This is a genomic window from Thalassobacterium maritimum (assembly GCF_031127805.1).
Classification (GTDB): domain Bacteria; phylum Verrucomicrobiota; class Verrucomicrobiia; order Opitutales; family Coraliomargaritaceae; genus Thalassobacterium; species Thalassobacterium maritimum.
The window spans coordinates 40,309-59,208 of record NZ_JARXHW010000004.1; the positions used below are offsets into that span (position 1 = coordinate 40,309).

At 53.4% G+C, this 18,900-nt stretch carries 13 protein-coding genes; 6 read left to right on the forward strand and 7 right to left on the reverse strand.

All coding sequences use genetic code 11. From position 1 onward, the window contains the following. Positions 1-12: 12 nt before the first annotated feature. The gene (thrS, locus tag QEH52_RS02795; RefSeq protein ID WP_308948490.1) at positions 13-1,854 is read left to right on the forward strand and encodes a threonine--tRNA ligase; all 1,842 of its coding nucleotides are present in this window, start codon (positions 13-15) and stop codon (positions 1,852-1,854) included. Between the two features lie 129 nt (positions 1,855-1,983). Here thrS and QEH52_RS02800 read toward each other — a convergent pair whose 3' ends face one another. From QEH52_RS02800 to QEH52_RS02820, 5 genes are all read right to left on the reverse strand, one after another. Continuing rightward, positions 1,984-5,082, reverse strand: coding sequence for an efflux RND transporter permease subunit (locus tag QEH52_RS02800; RefSeq protein ID WP_308948491.1), 3,099 nt, complete (start codon positions 5,080-5,082; stop codon positions 1,984-1,986). A 6-nt stretch (positions 5,083-5,088) separates the two neighbouring features. Then, a complete protein-coding gene (locus QEH52_RS02805; RefSeq protein WP_308948492.1) occupies positions 5,089-6,159 on the reverse strand; it encodes an efflux RND transporter periplasmic adaptor subunit in 1,071 nt (356 codons plus the stop codon). 31 nt (positions 6,160-6,190) lie between these two features. Beyond that, positions 6,191-7,615 (reverse strand): efflux transporter outer membrane subunit, encoded by a 1,425-nt coding sequence (locus QEH52_RS02810; RefSeq protein ID WP_308948493.1) that lies wholly within the window; start codon positions 7,613-7,615, stop codon positions 6,191-6,193. A gap of 118 nt (positions 7,616-7,733) precedes the next feature. After that, positions 7,734-9,467, reverse strand: coding sequence for a hypothetical protein (locus tag QEH52_RS02815; protein WP_308948494.1), 1,734 nt, complete (start codon positions 9,465-9,467; stop codon positions 7,734-7,736). A 4-nt stretch (positions 9,468-9,471) separates the two neighbouring features. After that, on the reverse strand, positions 9,472-11,592 hold the full coding sequence (locus QEH52_RS02820; RefSeq protein ID WP_308948496.1) for a TonB-dependent receptor: 2,121 nt from the start codon (positions 11,590-11,592) through the stop codon (positions 9,472-9,474). Between the two features lie 161 nt (positions 11,593-11,753). Here QEH52_RS02820 and QEH52_RS02825 point away from each other — a divergent pair, with 161 nt between their 5' ends. The 3 genes from QEH52_RS02825 (at position 11,754) to QEH52_RS02835 (ending at position 14,134) form a co-directional block, all read left to right on the forward strand. Next, entirely contained in the window at positions 11,754-12,590 is an 837-nt protein-coding gene (locus QEH52_RS02825; protein ID WP_308948497.1) for a PEP-CTERM sorting domain-containing protein, read from the forward strand. A gap of 17 nt (positions 12,591-12,607) precedes the next feature. After that, a complete protein-coding gene (locus tag QEH52_RS02830; RefSeq protein WP_308948498.1) occupies positions 12,608-13,621 on the forward strand; it encodes a hypothetical protein in 1,014 nt (337 codons plus the stop codon). A gap of 129 nt (positions 13,622-13,750) precedes the next feature. After that, entirely contained in the window at positions 13,751-14,134 is a 384-nt protein-coding gene (locus tag QEH52_RS02835) for a Fur family transcriptional regulator (protein ID WP_308948499.1), read from the forward strand. 52 nt (positions 14,135-14,186) lie between these two features. Here the strand turns inward: QEH52_RS02835 and ahpF are convergent, their stop codons facing one another. Beyond that, on the reverse strand, positions 14,187-15,764 hold the full coding sequence (gene ahpF, locus QEH52_RS02840) for an alkyl hydroperoxide reductase subunit F (RefSeq protein WP_308948500.1): 1,578 nt from the start codon (positions 15,762-15,764) through the stop codon (positions 14,187-14,189). A 250-nt stretch (positions 15,765-16,014) separates the two neighbouring features. Next, a complete protein-coding gene (gene ahpC, locus QEH52_RS02845; protein WP_308948501.1) occupies positions 16,015-16,578 on the reverse strand; it encodes an alkyl hydroperoxide reductase subunit C in 564 nt (187 codons plus the stop codon). 97 nt (positions 16,579-16,675) lie between these two features. On the opposite strand from ahpC, the gene QEH52_RS02850 reads away from it, so the two are divergent. Further along, positions 16,676-17,566, forward strand: a complete 891-nt coding sequence (locus QEH52_RS02850) for a LysR family transcriptional regulator (protein ID WP_308948502.1) — start codon at positions 16,676-16,678, stop codon at positions 17,564-17,566. 129 nt (positions 17,567-17,695) lie between these two features. Further along, positions 17,696-18,883: a PP2C family protein-serine/threonine phosphatase gene (locus QEH52_RS02855; RefSeq protein ID WP_308948503.1), complete on the forward strand. Its 1,188-nt coding sequence runs from the start codon at positions 17,696-17,698 to the stop codon at positions 18,881-18,883. Positions 18,884-18,900: the final 17 nt, after the last annotated feature.

Genomic DNA, 18,900 nt, shown 5'->3' on the forward strand with positions numbered 1-18,900 from the left:
ACTCTTATTATTATGAAAGACATGTCCCCCCTAGAGGAACTCCGCCATTCTTGTTCGCACGTGCTTGCCACAGCGATTCTCCGACTTTTCCCGGAGACCCAACTCGATATCGGCCCTCCCACCGAAAACGGCTTTTACTACGATATCGATCTCGATAAAAAGCTGGATGCTTCCGACCTCGAAGCCATCGAGGCCGAGATGAAAAAGGTGATTAAGGAGAACCAAAAGTTTACCCGTATCGAATGCTCGCGCGAAGAAGCAGTGGCCAAGATCAAGGAAATCGGCCAAGAACGCTACAAGCTGGGCCGTTTGGATGATATCCCGGAAGGCGAAGCCATCAGCTTCTACCAGAACGGGGATTTTATCGACCTTTGTGCAGGCTCACACGTGGGCTACACCAAGAAAATCAAGGCCTATAAATTGCTCTCGATTGCTGGTGCCTACCACCGAGGCGACGAAAAGAACAAACAGCTGCAACGCATCTACGGCACCGCGTTTGCAAGCAAGGAAGAACTGGCGGATTACCTGGAGCGCCTCGAACAAGCGAAGGCGCGCGATCACCGCAAGCTGGGCAAAGAGCTCAAGCTCTTCCACATCGACGAAGCGGTCGGTGCCGGTATGGTGCTCTGGACACCCAACGGCGCAGTCATCCGCCAGGAGCTGCAGAACTTCATCGCAGAAGAGTTGCGCATGGCCGATTACGACCAGGTATTCACGCCGCACATCGGCAAGCTCGGGCTCTACCGCACATCCGGGCACTTCCCTTACTACAAAGACTCGCAATTTCCACCGATCGTCGAACCGGGCACGGTGGATCGCCTTGCACAAGAGGGTTGCTCCTGCGCAGAGCTGTCCAATCAACTCGACAGCGGCGAAATCGACGGCTACTTGCTCAAGCCGATGAACTGCCCGATGCACATTAAAGTCTTCGACAGTCAACCTCACTCCTACCGTGACCTACCCGTGCGCCTGGCAGAATTTGGCACCGTTTATCGCTGGGAGCAATCCGGCGAACTCAATGGTATGACACGTGTGCGCGGTTTCACCCAAGATGACGCGCACCTATTCTGCACCGAGGATCAGATCGGGCAGGAAATCAAAGGCTGCCTGGACTTGGTCAAACTAGTCTTCAACACACTGGGCATGTCTGACTACCGCGTGCGCATCGGCCTGCGCGACCCGGACTCCACGAAGTATGTAGGCGACGCGGCAAAATGGGACAAAGCTGAAGCTGCACTGCGCGAAGCCGCCAAAACGCTCGGCGTCGACTTCGTCGAAGAGCCAGGTGAAGCTGCCTTCTACGGCCCCAAGATCGACTTTGTCGTCAAAGATGTGATTGGTCGCGAATGGCAACTCGGCACCGTTCAGGTTGATTATAACCTGCCTGAGCGCTTTGACCTAAACTACATCGGCGCCGACAATGAAAAGCACCGCCCCGTGATGATCCACCGCGCCCCCTTCGGCTCGATGGAACGCTTCTGCGGCGTGCTGATCGAGCACTTCGCTGGCAACTTCCCGATCTGGCTCGCACCGGAACAAGTCCGCATCCTCCCGATGAACGACGATCTGGTGCCACAAGCTCGCGAAATCGAAAAGCTGCTTAAAGCCGCGAAGATCCGCGTTACAGTTGACGATATCGCCGACAAGCTCGGAGCCAAGATCCGCAAATGCCACGTCGACAAAGTGCCCACCTTCCTCGTGCTGGGACGTCAAGAGGCTGAGCAAGGTCTCGTCAAAGTCAACTCACGCACCAACCCGTCGCTAGAAGGCCTCAAAAAGCCCGAAGAGTTCATGGGTGAATTGTTGCAGAACATCGCCAACAAGACACTCCCCGAGCCCAAAGAGGACAAATAGTCCATTTTGCCAGCCCCGCCACTCAGCTAGTAGCTCACGAGTGGCGGGGCTTTTTTTAGGTCAATGATCTAAAGCCCTCCCCCCCTGCCTGCAGAAATCAAAAAGTTGAGAAAGCAAACTTAAGAGCACTCAACCTTCCTCCAGCTTCTCGAGCTCTTTTTCAACCGTCAGCGGGGAACTGGTGCCACGAGCGATTAGATCGTAGGCAACGGGTACGATAAAGAGTGTAAATAAAGTCGCGGCCACCACACCGAAGAGAGTCACGATACCGATGACAGAGCGTGTTTCTGCGCCAGCGCCGCTACTCAAGACAAGCGGAATCGAGCCGGCGATGGTCGTCAGTCCGGTCATTGCAATGGGCCGAAAACGTGTTTCACAGGCTTCAATCAATGCCTCGCGAAAGGGACGCCCCTCATCGCGTAACTGGTTAGCGAATTCGACAATCAGAATACCATTCTTGGCGGCCAAACCGATCAGCATAATCAGCCCGATCTGCGAATAAATATTTAAGGTGCCGCCGGTCAGAAACAATCCCAATAGGCCACCGCCAATGGCAAGTGGCACGGTCAACATAATAACGAAGGGGTGCACATAGCTCTCAAACTGCGCAGCCATCACTAGAAAGACCACGATAATGCCGAGCACGAAAATAAACAGAATCGAGCTGCCGGATTTCACGAATTCACGACTTTGCCCTTTGTAGTCCACAATCGCCTCTTCGGGCAAATGCTCTCGAACCTGAGCTTCTAAATAACTCAACGCTTCACCGAGCGTATAACCATCCGCCAAATTGGCTTCAAGCGTAATAGAGCGCACCCGGTTGTAACGCGAGAGTGTTTCGGCGGCCCCGTATTCTGAAATGGATACAAGGTTGGATAGCGGAATCAGCTCACCGCTGCGATCACTGCGCACATAGATATTTTCAATATCGGCAAAGGAACGTTGGCTCTCTCGCTCACCTTCGACGATGACATCGTATTCCTCGCCACGCTGTAAGAAGGTGGTTACATTGCGCCCGCCCATCATGGTTTCAAGTGTGCGCCCGATCTCCTCGATCGTCACCCCTAACGTGGCGGCACGTTCGTAATCCACCGAGAGATCAATCTGTGGGCGTGTCTCCTTATAGTCACTATCGAGCCCGACCAAGCCAGGGTTATTGGCCTCGACTTGCTCCATGATAATGTCGCGCCAAGCAGCAAGTTCTTCGTAAGTGGATCCGCCGATCACGAATTGCACGGGCTTTGAAGTGCCCCCACCTAAACCTTGACGAATCACGGGGAAGGCACGCACACCCGGCAGATCCGCCAGCTTAGCCCGGATGTCGTTGATCATCACAAATGCACTGCGCCGGCGAGACCAGTCGTCCAGCAAAAAGATGACAATGCCGGAGTTGAAATTTTCCAGATTACCAAACGAGCGCGGCGAACGTATCAACATACGCCGGATCTCGCCACTTTCAACCATGGGCATCATGCGTTGCTCAATCTCGGTCATATACTCCTCCATGTAGTCGAAAGTCGCGCCCTCCGGCCCGTTGACGATCAGGAAAATGACGCCGCGGTCTTCCGTCGGTGCAAACTCTTGTGGGACCTTGCTATAGATCAAAGCAATCAAAGCCAGCAGCCCAACAAAAACCGCCACGACTAAGACTGGCACACGCAGGCACACACGTAAGATCGCTAAGTAGCCCTTACGAAAAAAGCGGATCGTGGCATCGATTCCACGCACGAGAAAATTAGGTTTCGACTGATGGCTCAACACCTTGGAAGCCAGCATTGGCGAAAGTGTAAGTGCCACCAATGAAGAGAAGCATACTGCCGCCGCAATCGTGAGTGCGAACTCCGTAAACAGGCGTCCGATATCACCTTCTAAGAAAGTGATCGGCACAAACACCGCGACCAAAACCAGCGTCGTGGCAATCACGGCAAAACCAACCTGGCGTGCACCGCGGTATGCTGCCAGTAAGGGCGGCTCCCCCAGCTCTTGGATTCGGCGTACGATGTTTTCCAGCATTACGATCGCATCATCCACCACTAATCCGATCGCCAACACCAGGGCCAGCAAGGTCAGCAGATTAATAGAAAAACCGAGACTATAGACCACGATGAAAGTCGCAATCACCGAGACCGGAACCGTGACTGCGGGCACTAAGGTAGCCCGCACACTGCCGAGGAAGAGGTAGATCACTACGATCACACAAGCGATCGCAATAAACAGCGTGGTATACACTTCATTAATCGCCTCTTCGATAAACACCGAAGCATCGTAACTCTCTTCAATACTCATCCCCTCGGGTAGGCTTTTATTGATTTCGGCGGTGAGCGCCTTCACTTGACGGGCTACATCGATCGTATTGGCAGTCGACTGCTTGATGGTGCCGATGCCCACCATGGGCACCTCGTTACCGCGAAACATAATACGGTTCTCTTCCACCCCGAGCTCCACCCGCGCAACATCCGCGAGACGGATCAAATAGCCATCATCCCCTTCGGCCAATACCAGTTTACCGAAATCCTCGGGCTCTTTGAATTTGCGCTCGACCCGCGCCTTAAACAAACGCACATCGGACTCCAACGAACCAGCGGGCAGCTCGACATTCTCGGAGCGTAATGCATCTTCAACATCGGACACACTGAGTCCACGCGCGGCCAGTTCCTGACGGTCCAGCCACACACGCATCGCATACCGCAATCCACCACCGATACGAATGCGAGCAACCCCATCGAGCGTCGAGTAGCGATCGACTAAATAGCGCTCTGCGTAGTCAGTCAGTTCTTCGATACTGTGACGGTCGCTGGCTAAGTTGCGCCAGATAATTACATCGTCATTGCTATCGACTTTTTGCACTTCGGGCGGCTCCGCTTCTTCAGGCAAATTATCTTGAATTCCAGAAATGCGGTCACGCACATCATTGGCCGCGCCATCGATATCACGATCAATGGCAAACTCGATCGTGACGCTGGCTTCACCGTCCTGCGAGCTGGACTCAACATATTCGATGCCCTCAATGCCCGCAATCCGCTCCTCCAAGAGCTTTGTGATGCGCGTCTCTACAATGTTAGCCGGCGCCCCGGGATATGAGACTTCGACCGTCACCACCGGCGGATCGATGTCGGGATACTCACGTAAAGATAGGCGCTGAAATGAAACCAGACCAAAAGCGATTAGGATCAGAGAGATGACCGATGCGAAGACCGGCCGTTTAACAGAAATATCGGAAATTAACATTGGCGACTACAGCTTCGGGTTGGATTGGCCGAGCTTCTCGGAGAGTGTTTCTTGACCGTATTCTTCAGCGATCACTTCGACCGGCGCACCGGGGCGTAGCTTCATGGTACCATCGGTCACGATCCAGTCGCCCACCTCAATTCCATCAAGTATCTCAGCTTCTCCCTTACGGCGCACCCCTAGTGTGACCGCACGGCGCTCAACCTTTTGTGCGCCCTCGCTTGCCAGCACGCGATAGACGAAGGCTCGGTCGCCCTGCGAAACGAGTGCCGCTTCTGGCAAGACAATCGACTCACGCGGATTCTTACGCAACGTCACCCGCATCAGCATGCCGGGCTTAAGGCTCTGGTTGGTATTGTCAATCAAGGCGCGTGCCAGCACCGCACGCGTGACCGGATCGATACGACTATCGACACTGGCAATGGTACCTTCAAAAAGTCGCTCTGGGTAAGCGCGCGCGCGTGATTCAATTTGCAAGCCGGGCTTCAAAGTAGACAGAAAGACAGAGGGCACCGAGAAATCTAATTTCATCACCGAGTCATCATCCAAGGTGGTGATCAAGGTGCCCGGCTGCATCAATGCGCCGACCGATAAGTTACGCAGCCCCACCACCCCATCAAACGGTGCAATAATACGACGCTTGCTAATACGGGACTGAATCGCCTGCGCGCGCGCTTTAGCCGACGCCACTTCGCGCCGCTGTTCATCAATTGCGGATTCACTGGCCGCACCGCGCTCGACCAGTGGTTTTAAACGTTCGACCTGGCGCTGAGACTCTTCCAAGAGTGACACAACTTCTGCCAACTCTGCTTCTTCCTCGGCCGCGTCCATCTCCAAGAGCACACGGCCCTTTTTGACTCGCTGGTTGTCATCGAAATTAATCGCGGTGACATACTCTGTCACCGTAGAGGTCAGATCGATACTCTCGTTGGCACGCAGCGTGCCCAATGCTTCGACTTCGTCGAAGATCGCTTTTTCAGCTGCCCGAGTCGCAAAGACTTTGAGTGGCGTCTGTGCCGGGAGAAATTGAGTCGTCGCGAGCAGCGCAGTGGCTAGTAAGTAGTGTTTGATTCGCATCGTAGTCAGAAGGTGCATCGTGTATCGTCGGTTAAATTTGTGGCATGCGTCCGCCAGTGACGAGGTGTAGGCGGATGCGTAGTTGTAAGAGTTCCAATTGCTCATCGATCAAGTCGCGCTCAATCTCACGTAAGCTTTGCAAAGCAGTCAGCACCGGCAAGTAGTCGTCGATGCCCTGTTTAAAGCGCGCGTCGCTCTCTTCCTGTGCGCGTTGCAAAATGTCACGACGGTGGCGCAAACGTTTCAAAAATTCGCGTTGTTTTTGCTCTTGATACAATGTGGTCTCCACTTCTTCCACCGCGCCTAAAAAGAGCTCGGTAAAGCGCAGCAGCTGCTCTTGATAAATCGACTTGCGCCGTTCCACTTCCGCCTTGCGCCGGCCCCAGTCCAACAACGGCCCCGTAAAATTGGCAGCGAGTGAACTCAGCACGCCTTCGTAAGAACTAGTTGCTCCCTCAGCTACTGAGCCGCTCAGCGTGAGCTGCGGCAAGCGCTCCGCCACCGCCACGCCGATCGAAGCATCGGCCGCCACCAAGTCAGCCAGGGCCGCACGCAAATCAGGCCGTTGCACCAGTAGATCAGCCGGCACGCCTAGCGGCGGCATGCGGGCATCAAAGCTCAATTGCTCGGCGTCGGGGATGCGATTGCTCCCATCTGGTAATTCACCGACCAAGATATCCAGCAAATTTTCGAAGCTGCGCAACTCCGACTCCGCCAACGGGATCAAGGTTTGGCTTTCAGCCAATTGACTTTCCTGCTGCAGCACATCCACCACCGTGCCCACTCCCTGATCACGTCGCAATTGAATTAGGTCCAGTAAATCTTGATCCAACTGCACCTGCTGCCGAAGGAGTTGCAATTTGTTTGCAGCCGCCACCGATCCAAAATACGCATTCGCCACTTCACTGGATAATGAAAGTGCGACCAATTCCGCATCTGCCTGACGCGCTTGCTCGCTATAGCGATCGCTCAAACGCTGACTCTCTAAGCGTTGAAATAAATCCAATTCCCAAGCCGCGCCAAGACCCGCGCTCCACAGCCAGGCGTCCGGCTGTCGGCCTTCCCACTCACGGCTCGCCGCGCCTTGCAAGGAAAGTTCTGGTTTTCCCCGACTCGCTGACTGGCGCGAAAGTAGGCGCGCCTGCCGCACACGCTCCATCGCTTGCCCTAAGCCGGGGTTGTCAGCCAGGGCTTGCTGAATTAAAAGATCCAGCTCAGGACGCTCAAAGGCCTGCCACCAAAAAGCACCCGCCACAGCGGTTACAGCGGGCACAGCGGGCACAGCGCTCAGCTTGCCGCCGTCAGCGGTGGCACTAGCGAACGTCGCATACTGCCTCACCTGCGCAGAATCCACAGGTAGCGAGGGCGTTTCGTTCACCTGATGCACGGCGCAGCCGCTCAAGGAGAATAAAGATAAAATTGTGAGGAGGGATTGGCATTCTTTCCCGAAAATCATGTGTTTTTGGTTAGTTGACAGTATAGATCACTGCTACTGAGCAACTGTCTAGCGCTTTATTCCAAAATATTTCACGTTATTTCTAAAAATAATCTCAAAAGATAGATTTTTTCCGTCACTAATCTTCCGAAAAGCTAAATTTCCAAAAGGCGCTCCCCCCCTGCTGTGGCACTTTAAAACGAAGTTGCGCCTTCGACTCGTCGCTCGGATCAATTTCGATCGACAGCATTTCGGGAATGAACTGAGTCCATTCGGCAACTGCTGTAAGCTCTGTGCTTTGCATTAACTGCACACGCGCACGTGCCCGCTTGGAGAAATTTAGGACTAGAATAAAGCTACCTTCGCTGCGCTCTAAACGATAATCGGGATGGTCGGACGCGAGATTTGGATCACTGCCTGCGACATACTCCTCAAAATCAGAGGCGCCATCGGCATCTGCATCATCCTCCGCAGTGCCGGCAAGCCCATGCGCGAGCTGCCAAGCCGCAAAGCTACGGGCTGCATTGGGTGCACCACTGCTCACGATCTCAAAGTCCCAAAAGACATCCTCCGCGGGCGCATAGTAAACTCCAGCCATCGCCCCCGCAGGCAGCGAGGCACGCAGCGTCACGCTCCCCGTGACCGAACCGCTGGAAAAGAGGTGGTCGGTGGCATGCACATAGGCCGCCTCTGGCCCAGCATCGATATATAACTCAACGGGTAGCCCGCTGCTGGACTGGGCATAGAAGGCCACATCACTGACAGCCACGAGTTGATTGGCAATCGGTTCCAAGTATATGTGCTGCAAAGCATCGGCCACCACAAAACTATGAGTGACCGGCACCGCGGGCGCGTAGCTGGCATCGCCTAACTGAGTTGCCTGCACCACCACGGAGCCCAAGCCGGTGAAACTCAGCTGTGCCCCCTCGAGCTGCGCGGGGCCTTCCAGCAATTCAAAGCTCACTGGTAAACCACTGCTCGCAGTGGCCGAAAGTTCCAGCCCACCCTCAGTAAAAATTTGATGCCCGATCGCTGCAAAATTAATCGACTGAGTTAATCCGTCCGACGCCTGTTGGTGCAGCACCGCTACAGCATCCAGATCAAAGCCCGCACTGCCCACGGTCGGGTAAGGATCGTAAATCACCGCACCCTCACAATCCACAGCACTGCCATCGCCTGGGATATCAATGATACGCAGATATTGAATGGCATCTAGGTCCAGATGTTGGAAATTAGCGACTAAAGAATTCTGGTACACCGCATCGAAAGAATCACTGCCCTCCATAACGGCTGTGTAGGCCAACTGCAATTGTTCCAAATCAAAGGGCGTGCCATAGCCCTGCTTATATTTACCAGCCAGGCCGTGAATCTGACTCGGATTCACAGCTCCAAATCCACCGACCGCACTGAGTGTATACGAAAAATTAGGAAAGCGTACAAAGTGCACACCATCGCTCGAAACCTCGACATAGCCCAGTTCCAGAAAGTGATCGCTGAAACTGTTTTCAAACACCGCGAAATCAAAGCCCTCACCATTGCGAATCGGACTGTCAAAAGTCAGTGTAATCTGCCCCCCGCGGCCCAAGCACACGATATCATAACTGCCCCCCCCCGCGACACCCAGTGCCTTCGCCGGCGTTTTCCAAACGGCGTCCACCTCACTGCCATATTGTAGGTCTTGGTAGCCCGTCGCCCATGCAACGATCGAGGCATCCTCCTTCCAGAGCGCAGTTGTATCAGCGGTGCCAGCCGCATCGTGAAACTGCCAAGTTCGATCCTGCCCCGGATAAGTCGGTGGATCTTCATTGGCCACCGCGAATAGACTGACGGCTAAGAAGAGATGGGACACAGTGTGTTGGATCAGAGACTTCATTCTTTTAGAAATTAAATTTCACGCCCGCTTGAATGGAACGCCCGTCGCCGGGATAGTAACTGCCGAAATAGACTGTTTCGGCATAAAGTGTATCGAAGATATTGTCACACTTGACAAAGATACGGCATTGCGGTGTCGCCTGCCAATCGGCCTGAATGTGAAAGAGCTGATAGGCCTCCACCGGCTGGCTCTCATTGGCAAAATCCCCGCCTTGATAACGCTCATCGACGTAGCGGTGCACCAGTCGCACCCGCAGCCGTTCTTCCAGCTGCCACCAGATCTGATTGGTGCTCACCAGTGAGGGCACGAGCGGCACCTCCTGCCCACTCCCCTCACCATCGATACCGACTCGCATTTTTGTGCGCACAAAGGCCAGCGCCATGGAAAAGCCCCAGTCCTGAGCATTGTAAGCATAGGAAACATCCGCACCATAACGATCGACCGCGCCTAAGTTGCGATTGAGCCCATTGCCTGGCGTGCTGGGATCATCGCTGCCGACACTGGGATCGAAGATGATTTCATTCTCCATCTGCAAGCGATAGACAGTCGCATACAACTCATGTGCGCCTTGGAGGTATTTGAGTCCCAATTCAAATTGATCGCCCTCTTCGGCTTCCAAGTCCTGTGCGATGTATTCCGCCAGCGGATAACCTTGGTAGGCGGCACGCTCATCAAAAACAGGATAGCGGTAAGCTCGATCGTAGCCAGCCCACAGGCTCCATTGATCGTTCAAACGATAGTTCATAGAGAACTCCGCCGACAAGCCACTCTCCCGTAAAGATGCCTGATAAGATTCATCCGGGTCGATGTCTGCCGGATTTTTATAGTTTGGGTTCGGCCGCGGACCACGATTCGTCTCGATGGTGGCATACAGTTGATCCTCCACATACGCCGTATTCTTCGCCTGATAATTGCTCCACTCGTGTCGCAATCCAGCACTCAAACTAAAACGCTCGGTCAGATCGTATTCAGCAAAAACATACGGACTGAGGCGACTCTCCGAAAGCGCAGCCTGCGAAGGAACGATCGTGCGCGCTTCATCTAAATACGCAGTAAAATCTAAAGTATCGTAAAGAAAGTCCGCACCAAGAATAAGCACCCAATCCGCGGGCTCAAAGCGCACACGCGGTTTGAGACTGTAACCCGACTGATCGTTGGCCCCGTAAGAGCCCTCTCCAAAACTCCACTCAATCTCATTCTGATCGTAGCCTGCCAACACTTCCCAGCTGCCCCAGTCACGCATGCCAATGAAACGACTGGTCATACTGGCATACTCGTTCGTACTCCCCTCATCGCCCAAATTACTCGAGCTGCGTGGATCGTTGCGATAGCTCGCCTCATCGAGGCCGCCCGGATAAGTTAAATCTGTGCTGCCGCCCGCAAAGCGAAAATTCAATTCGTCGCCATTATTAAAGACATAGCCCACTGTGGCCGAAGCATGACGAGTGGCGGAGTCGGAATGCGCTCGGTAGCCCTCCGAGATCTGTCGTGAAAGCCCACCTGAAAAACTCCAAGCGCTGCCGCCCCAAGCAGCCGACAAGGAGGACTGCTGGGTGCCGAAACTCCCCAAACGCCCTTCGAAGTCGAGACGCGTGGCTTCGATACGCCGCGTTTCGATCTTAATCACGCCCGACAAAGCCTTGTCGCCATACAGCACATTATGCCCGCCGCGCAGCACCTCCACGCTCTCGATCGCTTCCAGCGGCACTTGCTCCCAGTTAATGCGCCCCATATCCGAAGGGTTGAGCATGTGCCCGTCGACTAGAATCAAACTGCGCAATCCACTGCCCTCACCGAAGCCACGCAGAGAGACATTGGTAGAACCAGATAGATTCGAGAAATACAAATTCGCTTCCGTTTCTAAAAGCTCAGGTAAGGAGAGCGCGAGCGATTGATCAATGGTCTGGCGATCAATCTGCACAATATCCGCCGGTACTTCGAGGCTTTCATTTTCAAAATGCCACGCACGCACCACATACTCCTCTAGCATGTGATACGAAGATGCCTCCGCACTCTCGTCGGCCCACAAGCCACAACTAGCGGACAGCTGCCAAGACAAAGCGATCCCCAACAGTGCGCGCGCACTCAAGCAGACACTAGCCAATATGCCTTCGCTGCCCTTCATCTATATCTAGCTATAAACAGCACCCAGACCAGCGGCCCGATGCGACATGAATTGGTATTTTTATGCATCATTCTCAAAGTTATTATTGACGATCAACTGTCATTAAGCGAGACCCATTAATATTATTGGCAACAAACTGCCAATAAAAATCGAATAATAAAATGATGAAAACAAAGAACCGATCACGACTCTGCAGCACCGTTCTGCTAGTTTTAGCGCAAGCGAGCCTCACGCATTCGCTAGCGGCAGGCGACTATGCCCCCGCAGCTGGTCAGCCCGGTAGCGAAGCGATTGCGATGAATGACAGCAGCATCGTCGCATGGGCGACCTCAGTGGAATCACTGGTTCGCGGCCCGCAAGACATCTCAAATGCAGAATCCGCCTTAGCCTCTTATGGCAGCGGGGATAATGCCCTAGGCGCCGCCCAAGGCACCTCGGGAGGCGTCGTGAGCCTCGGCGACGGCGGCTCCATCACGCTCGGCTTTGACAATCCGATCTACGATGGAGAGGGCTTTGATTTTGCAGTTTTTGAGAATGGATTTTCCGATACATTCTTAGAGTTTGCTTTCGTAGAGGTCAGTTCTAACGGCAGCGATTTCTTTCGTTTCGAAGCCGACTACGCACCCGTCAACGAAACCCCGAGCCAAATAGGAGGCTTTGGCTCGGTCGACACCACCGAGTACGACAACCTCGCAGGGAAATATAAACAAGGCTACGGCACTCCCTTCGACCTGGCGGAGCTCGAAGGCATTGGCGATCTGGATATCAATAATATCGTGGCCATACGTATCGTCGATGTAGTGGGCAGTCTCGACGTCAGTTATGGCAGCACCGACAAAGATGGCGACCTCATCAACGATCCCTACGCCACTCCTTTTAGTAGCAGTGGTTTCGACTTGGATGCCATCGGTGTAATGCATGCCGTTCCAGAACCTCAGACCTACGCCGCCTTACTGGGTCTAGTCGCACTCGCAATCAGCCTAATGCGCCGCCGTTAAACCTTATAATTCTTAAAATGATGAAAAAAATATTACAAAATACAGCGATTAGTTTCGTCGCGCTCACAGCCATAAGTGCTCATGCAGCGACCAACTACACAAATGGCTATAGTGCCTCCACATATTACAGTATGTCTAGTGGCGACAGTGTAATCAGCTTTGACTGGGGCGCCGACGGGGCCTTCTACACGATGTCCACGCCCGGTTACAGCAACGTGACGGTCTACCGCCACAGCAATGGCAGCAGCAGCCCGATTTATAGTAACGTCAACAATTTCGCTGGCGCAAGTGTAGTCGCGATCGGTGACTCTATCTACTTCAACGACAGCAACTACTCCAATGATCAGAACATCTGGCAATACAATACCAGCACTGGAATCACCAGCAGCAGTCCTATCTCAACCACATCCAACTACGCACTCTTCGGCCATGGGGGAGAGCTGTATATAACAGGCGCAGTGGGCTTTGGCACCAATCACATTTATCACAGTGCACTGGATAGCAACGGCGGATTGGCCAGCGATCCTGCCACTAATCTGGGGGAAACATTCGGCTCTTCGGGTCCCTTGGCCTTCGACGCGAGTGGCAACCTATATTATGCGCCCGGCTTTGGAGACTTGTCGATCTACCGTTGGTCCTTTGAAGAAGTCGCCGCATCTATCGTCGACCCCGTGAACAATCCTCTACCCACCGAGGATGCGCTCTGGTATAATTACAGCGCTGACTTTGGCAGTGTGAGTGGCGGCACGGGGATGATCATTGACGAAGACGGCGAATTAGTAATCTCGCTGACGAGTTTCTCGGGCTCTTCGGAACTCGTCAAATTCAGCGTCGACTCGGAGGGCGAATACGCTGGCTATGAAAGTATTTTGAGCACCTCCGAGCGACTCGGCGATCTTCGCCTATATCAAGGCGAAGTATATTTTGCAAACGGCAACGAAGTTCTATTGCTGGTGCCAGAGCCTGCGGCCGCCGCATTATTGATCGGCTTATGCGCTCTGGCGACAGGGGCTGTTCGCCGCCGCCGCTAAGCCGCGCGTTTCACAGTATTGACATCCTCAAAGGGCGGACCGCTAAGAGCGACCGCCCTTTTTATTAGGCAATAGCCTAGGGTCTATATATGGATTGCAATTCATGCAGCGATTGGAACATTAAACACTATGGCGATGATCCGTAAAACCCGGCAACGAGAGGTGCTCAAACAAGTCCTCGAAGAAGCCAATCGACCCCTCACTCCCAACGAAATTCATGAGTTGGCGCAGCAGAGCTATCCCGCGATTGGGCTGCGCACGGTCTATCGGCATCTCAATGAATTAAGCGATACAATGGAGATCGCAGGCATCGACTACCCTGGCCTGCCCGTGCACTATGAAAAAGTCGACCAGAATGGCAGTCGTCCTCATTTAATCTGTCGTGAATGCCGACGTGTGTTAGCTTTGCCGATTGCAGAACCACAGGTGCCCTACCCTGAAGTAGACGGACACGAAATCAGTGGCCACGAAGTGCTCTATTACGGTGTCTGTAAAAACTGCCGAGGCCAATAAACACGCTCACTTGGGGCGATGAGCCCAAGTGAGCGACACTCGAGAGCAAGCCCTAGGCGCTGGTTTGCTCATGTGTGAGCAAATATTCAAATGCCGCGAGGCCGGCTTTGGCGCCCTCTCCCATAGAGATGATGATTTGCTTATAAGGCGTATCCGTCACATCCCCACAGGCGAAGATCCCTTCGACACTGGTCTGACACTTGGCAGACACTACAATCTCACCGCGAGGGTTCACATCGACCAGATCGCCTACAAATTGACTATTGGGAGCGAGGCCGATCTGCACGAAGACACCATCGGTGGCTTGAGTTACTTTTTCGCCGCTCTCGCGCATCTCAAGCTCAAGCGCCGTCACACCAGCCTCATTGGCGATCACTTCTTGCACCGCCGCCGAGAGAATGACCTTTGCATTTTTAGTGCTGTGTAGCTTATCGACCAAAACCTTGTCGGCTTTGAGCGAGTCCATAAATTCCACCACTGTCACCGACTTGGTGATGGCCGCCAGATCCAGCGCGGCTTCCACCCCGGAGTTGCCCCCACCGACCACGACGACATCTTTGCCCTTAAAATAAGGTCCGTCACAGTGCGGGCAATAGGCCACGCCCTTACCCACGTTTTCGACCTCACCAGGCACGCCGAGTTTGCGCCACTGGGCGCCAGTGGCGATGACCACGGTGCGCGCCTGCAACACCTCGCCTGTGCTCAAGGTCAACAGTTTCAAATCTGAATCCGGCTTGGCCTCGATCGACTTCACGCGAATGCTGTCGCGCAATGCGATTGGATAATCGCCCAAGTGCTTGCGAATGTTATGCGTCAACTGGGTGCCGGTAATCTCGCTGATCGAGGTTACGTTTTCAATGCCGACGGTATCACTCACCTGCCCGCCAAACTTCTCAGCGATCGTCGCCACTTCGAGTCCTTTGCGTGCCAGGTAGATGGATGCGGTCGCCGCTGCCGGGCCACCGCCCACGACGACGCTGTCGTAAACCTTGTCGTCCTGCACGGCCGCACTGCTGCTGACATTAAATTTCTGCGTGATCTTCTCGATGATCTGCGCCGCACTAATCTGCCCACTGGAAAATGTTTTTTTGTTCACGAAGACCGTGGGCACCCCCTGAACCTTGCGCTCGTTCGCCAGATTCTGGTGCAGCGCACCATCGATCATTTCGTTGGTAATGCGTGGGTTCAACAGCGCCAATTGATTGAGCGTTTGCACTACATCGGGACATACGTGACAGTCCAACGAGATGAAGGTCTCAAACATTAAGTCTTCGTTGATCGCTTTGATCTGTGTTTGTAAGCCAGCATCCAGCTTGATTTCGGAGCCGCCCGCTTGTAGCAAAGCCAATACGAAACTGTTAAACTCATGCCCTCCCGGCACACCGGAAAAAAGCACGCCGGTGGACTGATCATCGACCACCAGCTCAAAAGTCAGCCCCTCACGCACGGCGACAGTCGTGTCTTCGACTTCGCTGAAGCTAATCATGGATGAAACCGATGCCACTCCTTGCAACATGGCAATGAGCTCCGCACGCTTGGCATGAGCGCCCGCATGCAGGCGTAGTTCGACGCGACGCGTCATATTCTTAGTGTATTCGGTGAGAGCCTGAAGAAGATTCTTGTCTAACATTTTAAAAAGTCGTTAGCCGAGGCAGATCAAACTCGCCACGGCATGATAATTGTATCGAAAAATAAACGCTATGAGCAGTCTCGATCGACTCGCAACCATAGCTAAGATGTCGCGCGGGCCTCGAATCATTTACTAGGCGGCGGACACGGCTTCGGTGCACCGGGTGCACTGAGCAAAATTGAAGTAATAAAAAAACGGGGCCCGGCCCACCGGGCCCCGGAAAATATGCATCTGCGATGTAAGAGATCGCTTAGATCTTGCCGACGAGGTCAAGCGAAGGCTTGAGAGTTTCTTCGCCTGGCTGCCACTTGGCAGGGCATACTTGGCCATCGTTGTTAGCCACGTATTGAGCTGCTTGCACCTTGCGCACAAGGTCTGCAGCCGAACGGCCGATACCGAGATCGTGCACTTCGACGATCTTGATCTTACCTTCGGGATCTGCCACAAAAGTGCCGCGCAGTGCGAGGCCTTCTTCTTCAATCATCACGTCAAAACCACGTGTGATTTGACCTGTGGGGTCACCGATCATTGGGAAGTTGATCTTCTTGATCGTGTCCGAAGCATCGTGCCATGCCTTGTGTGTGAAGTGTGTGTCAGTGGAGACCGAGTAAACTTCCACGCCCAGCTCTTGCAGCTGTGCATAGTGATCCGCCAAGTCGCCTAGCTCTGTAGGGCAGACAAAGGTAAAGTCCGCAGGATAGAAGAAGAAAACAGACCACTTGCCCTTCACGTCTTCAGTAGAGACGGGCTTGAACTCACCATTGTGGTAAGCCTGTGCGTTAAATTCTGGAATAAGTTCGTTTATTTTAGACATAATTTAATTAAGTTGAGGTTTAACTCGATGCGCAGAATAACAGAAAAAGTTTAATAGTTGAAAGATATGTAATCTATACCTTTGATAGTTTTTAACTATGGAAATTCAACAGATTCGTTACTTTCTCGCAGTAGCCGAGTTACGCAATTTTACCCGTGCAGCAGAGCGCTGTCATGTGGCACAACCTTCGCTCAGTCAGCAAATCAAGAAGCTGGAGCAGGAATTGGGCGGCGCTCTCTTTCACCGCATGGGCCGGCGCATTTTGCTCACCGAGCAAGGCGAACTCCTAGAATCCAAAGCCAAAACCATCCTTTTAGAGCACGAAAATGCGATTCAACAGGTGAGCGACTCCTTTCAATGCAGTCGCACCGTTACCTTAGGGGCGATTATGACGATTGCCCCCTATCTAGTTCCCGCTCTGCTACACAAGTTGACTGAAAGCGAATGCAGTTCACTACGGATTGAGGAAAATTTCACAGAAACCTTGATCGAAAAAGTGCGTCGCGGTCGGCTGGACTTCGCCATCATGTCTTCTCCGCTCAAGGAGCCCGACCTGCTGGTGCAAGTGCTGGGGCACGAACGCTTTCTCGCAGTGATGCCCAAGGAGCACCCGCTCAATTTGAGGCCCGGCAAAGTCACACTGGATGAGCTCGTTCGCGAGCCCTTCTTGGAACTCAATAACATCCACTGCGCCGGCAAACAAATCAACGAGATCTGCCGTCTCAGTTCCGGCAAGCGCAACACCGTGTTTCTAAGTTCCCAGATCGAAACCATCCGTCGTCTCGTGCTGGAAGGTAAGGGTGTGACCATTCTGCCCCAAATGTCGCTGCACGGACACGACGATATGGGGATCAAAGAAATCGAGGGAATGACGCTCGAACGCGAGATCACCCTAGTGCAACACCCCGACCGTTACCTCTCAAAGTCCGCGCAAGAGCTCAAAGATAAGCTCAAGGCCTTCACCCAGCAATATTTGCAAGCGGAGTAAGCCAAAAGTGACAGATGCAGCTGAACATGCCTTGCGTTCGGGGACCGTTCGCGACTTGCTATCCACTGGAACAAACGTAATACTAATGAAGTAAGCTGCCCCCCCAGCGCCTCAAACAAGGACTGCCCCATGAAATCCGATTACGAGCAAAGCGCCACACTCATCCGAAACTCCTTCAAGCGTTTGTTTGTCACGCTAATGGAACAGACTGCTGACCGCATCTACATTAAGGACACCCAGAGCCGGTTCGTCTTTGTTAGCGAGGCACTTGCTCGCACTCACGGCTTACAACGTCCCACCGATATCGAAGGCATGACGGATTTTGATTTTTACGACCAAGCGACTGCGCAAGGATTTTTCGACGAAGAGCAGCGTATTATGCGCACGAATGAACCATTGATCAATCGTATCGAGAAAGAGTCATGGAAGTCTGGCAACGTCACTTGGGTCTCGCACAGTAAGACTCCCCTACGCCTCGATACCGGAGAGACAATTGGGCTGATCGGTATATCCCGAGACGTGACCGAAGAGCACTGCTCAAAGCAACAGGTACTCGAACAAAATAAAACCATGCGTGCTGATATCGCGAGCGCACAAAAGGTGCAACAAATCATGATTCCAGGGCGCCTGCCAGTCGTTGACGACATCCGCATCGCTTATGTATGGCAGCCGATGACCTCAGTCGGCGGAGACATCATTAGCTTCCCCCGCAGCCCTGGAAAGGAACTCATCTTTTTCATGGCCGATGTCTGTGGCCATGGCGTGCAGGCCGCATTCTACACCGTGTTACTCAAATATATGTCAGCTCACGCTGCTGAAGAATACGACAAAGCCCCAGACCACTTTTTAAATACCATTAATGAGCATGTCATTGGCCGAATAACCCAAGGCTTTGTCACTGCGGTCGCAGGCCACTTCGACCCACCGCAAGCCAACGGCAGTCGCAAGCTACACCTGTCAAACGCAGGGCAACCCGACTGGATGCTACTGCGTGCGAGCTCACAAACCGTCGAGCACCTCAAACTAGCTAGCGCGATGGTCATGGGCCTGCCTACCGGGCAAGCCAGCCCTCCGGTCGAATACACTCTGCATGCCGGCGACCGACTTTTTTTATTTACGGACGGCATCGTGGAATCTGCGAAGCCCAATGGCGAAGAATTTGGAATTGAAGGTCTACGTCAAACCATCGAATCTTATTCCAATCTACCACTACAACAATGTGTCGACAAGACCTACCAGGCTGCGCTGCAGCATACTGGCGACTTACAATTACAAGACGATATGACACTATTGGCTTTTGAAATCGCATCCTGCTGACTGGCTAAGGAAAGAGA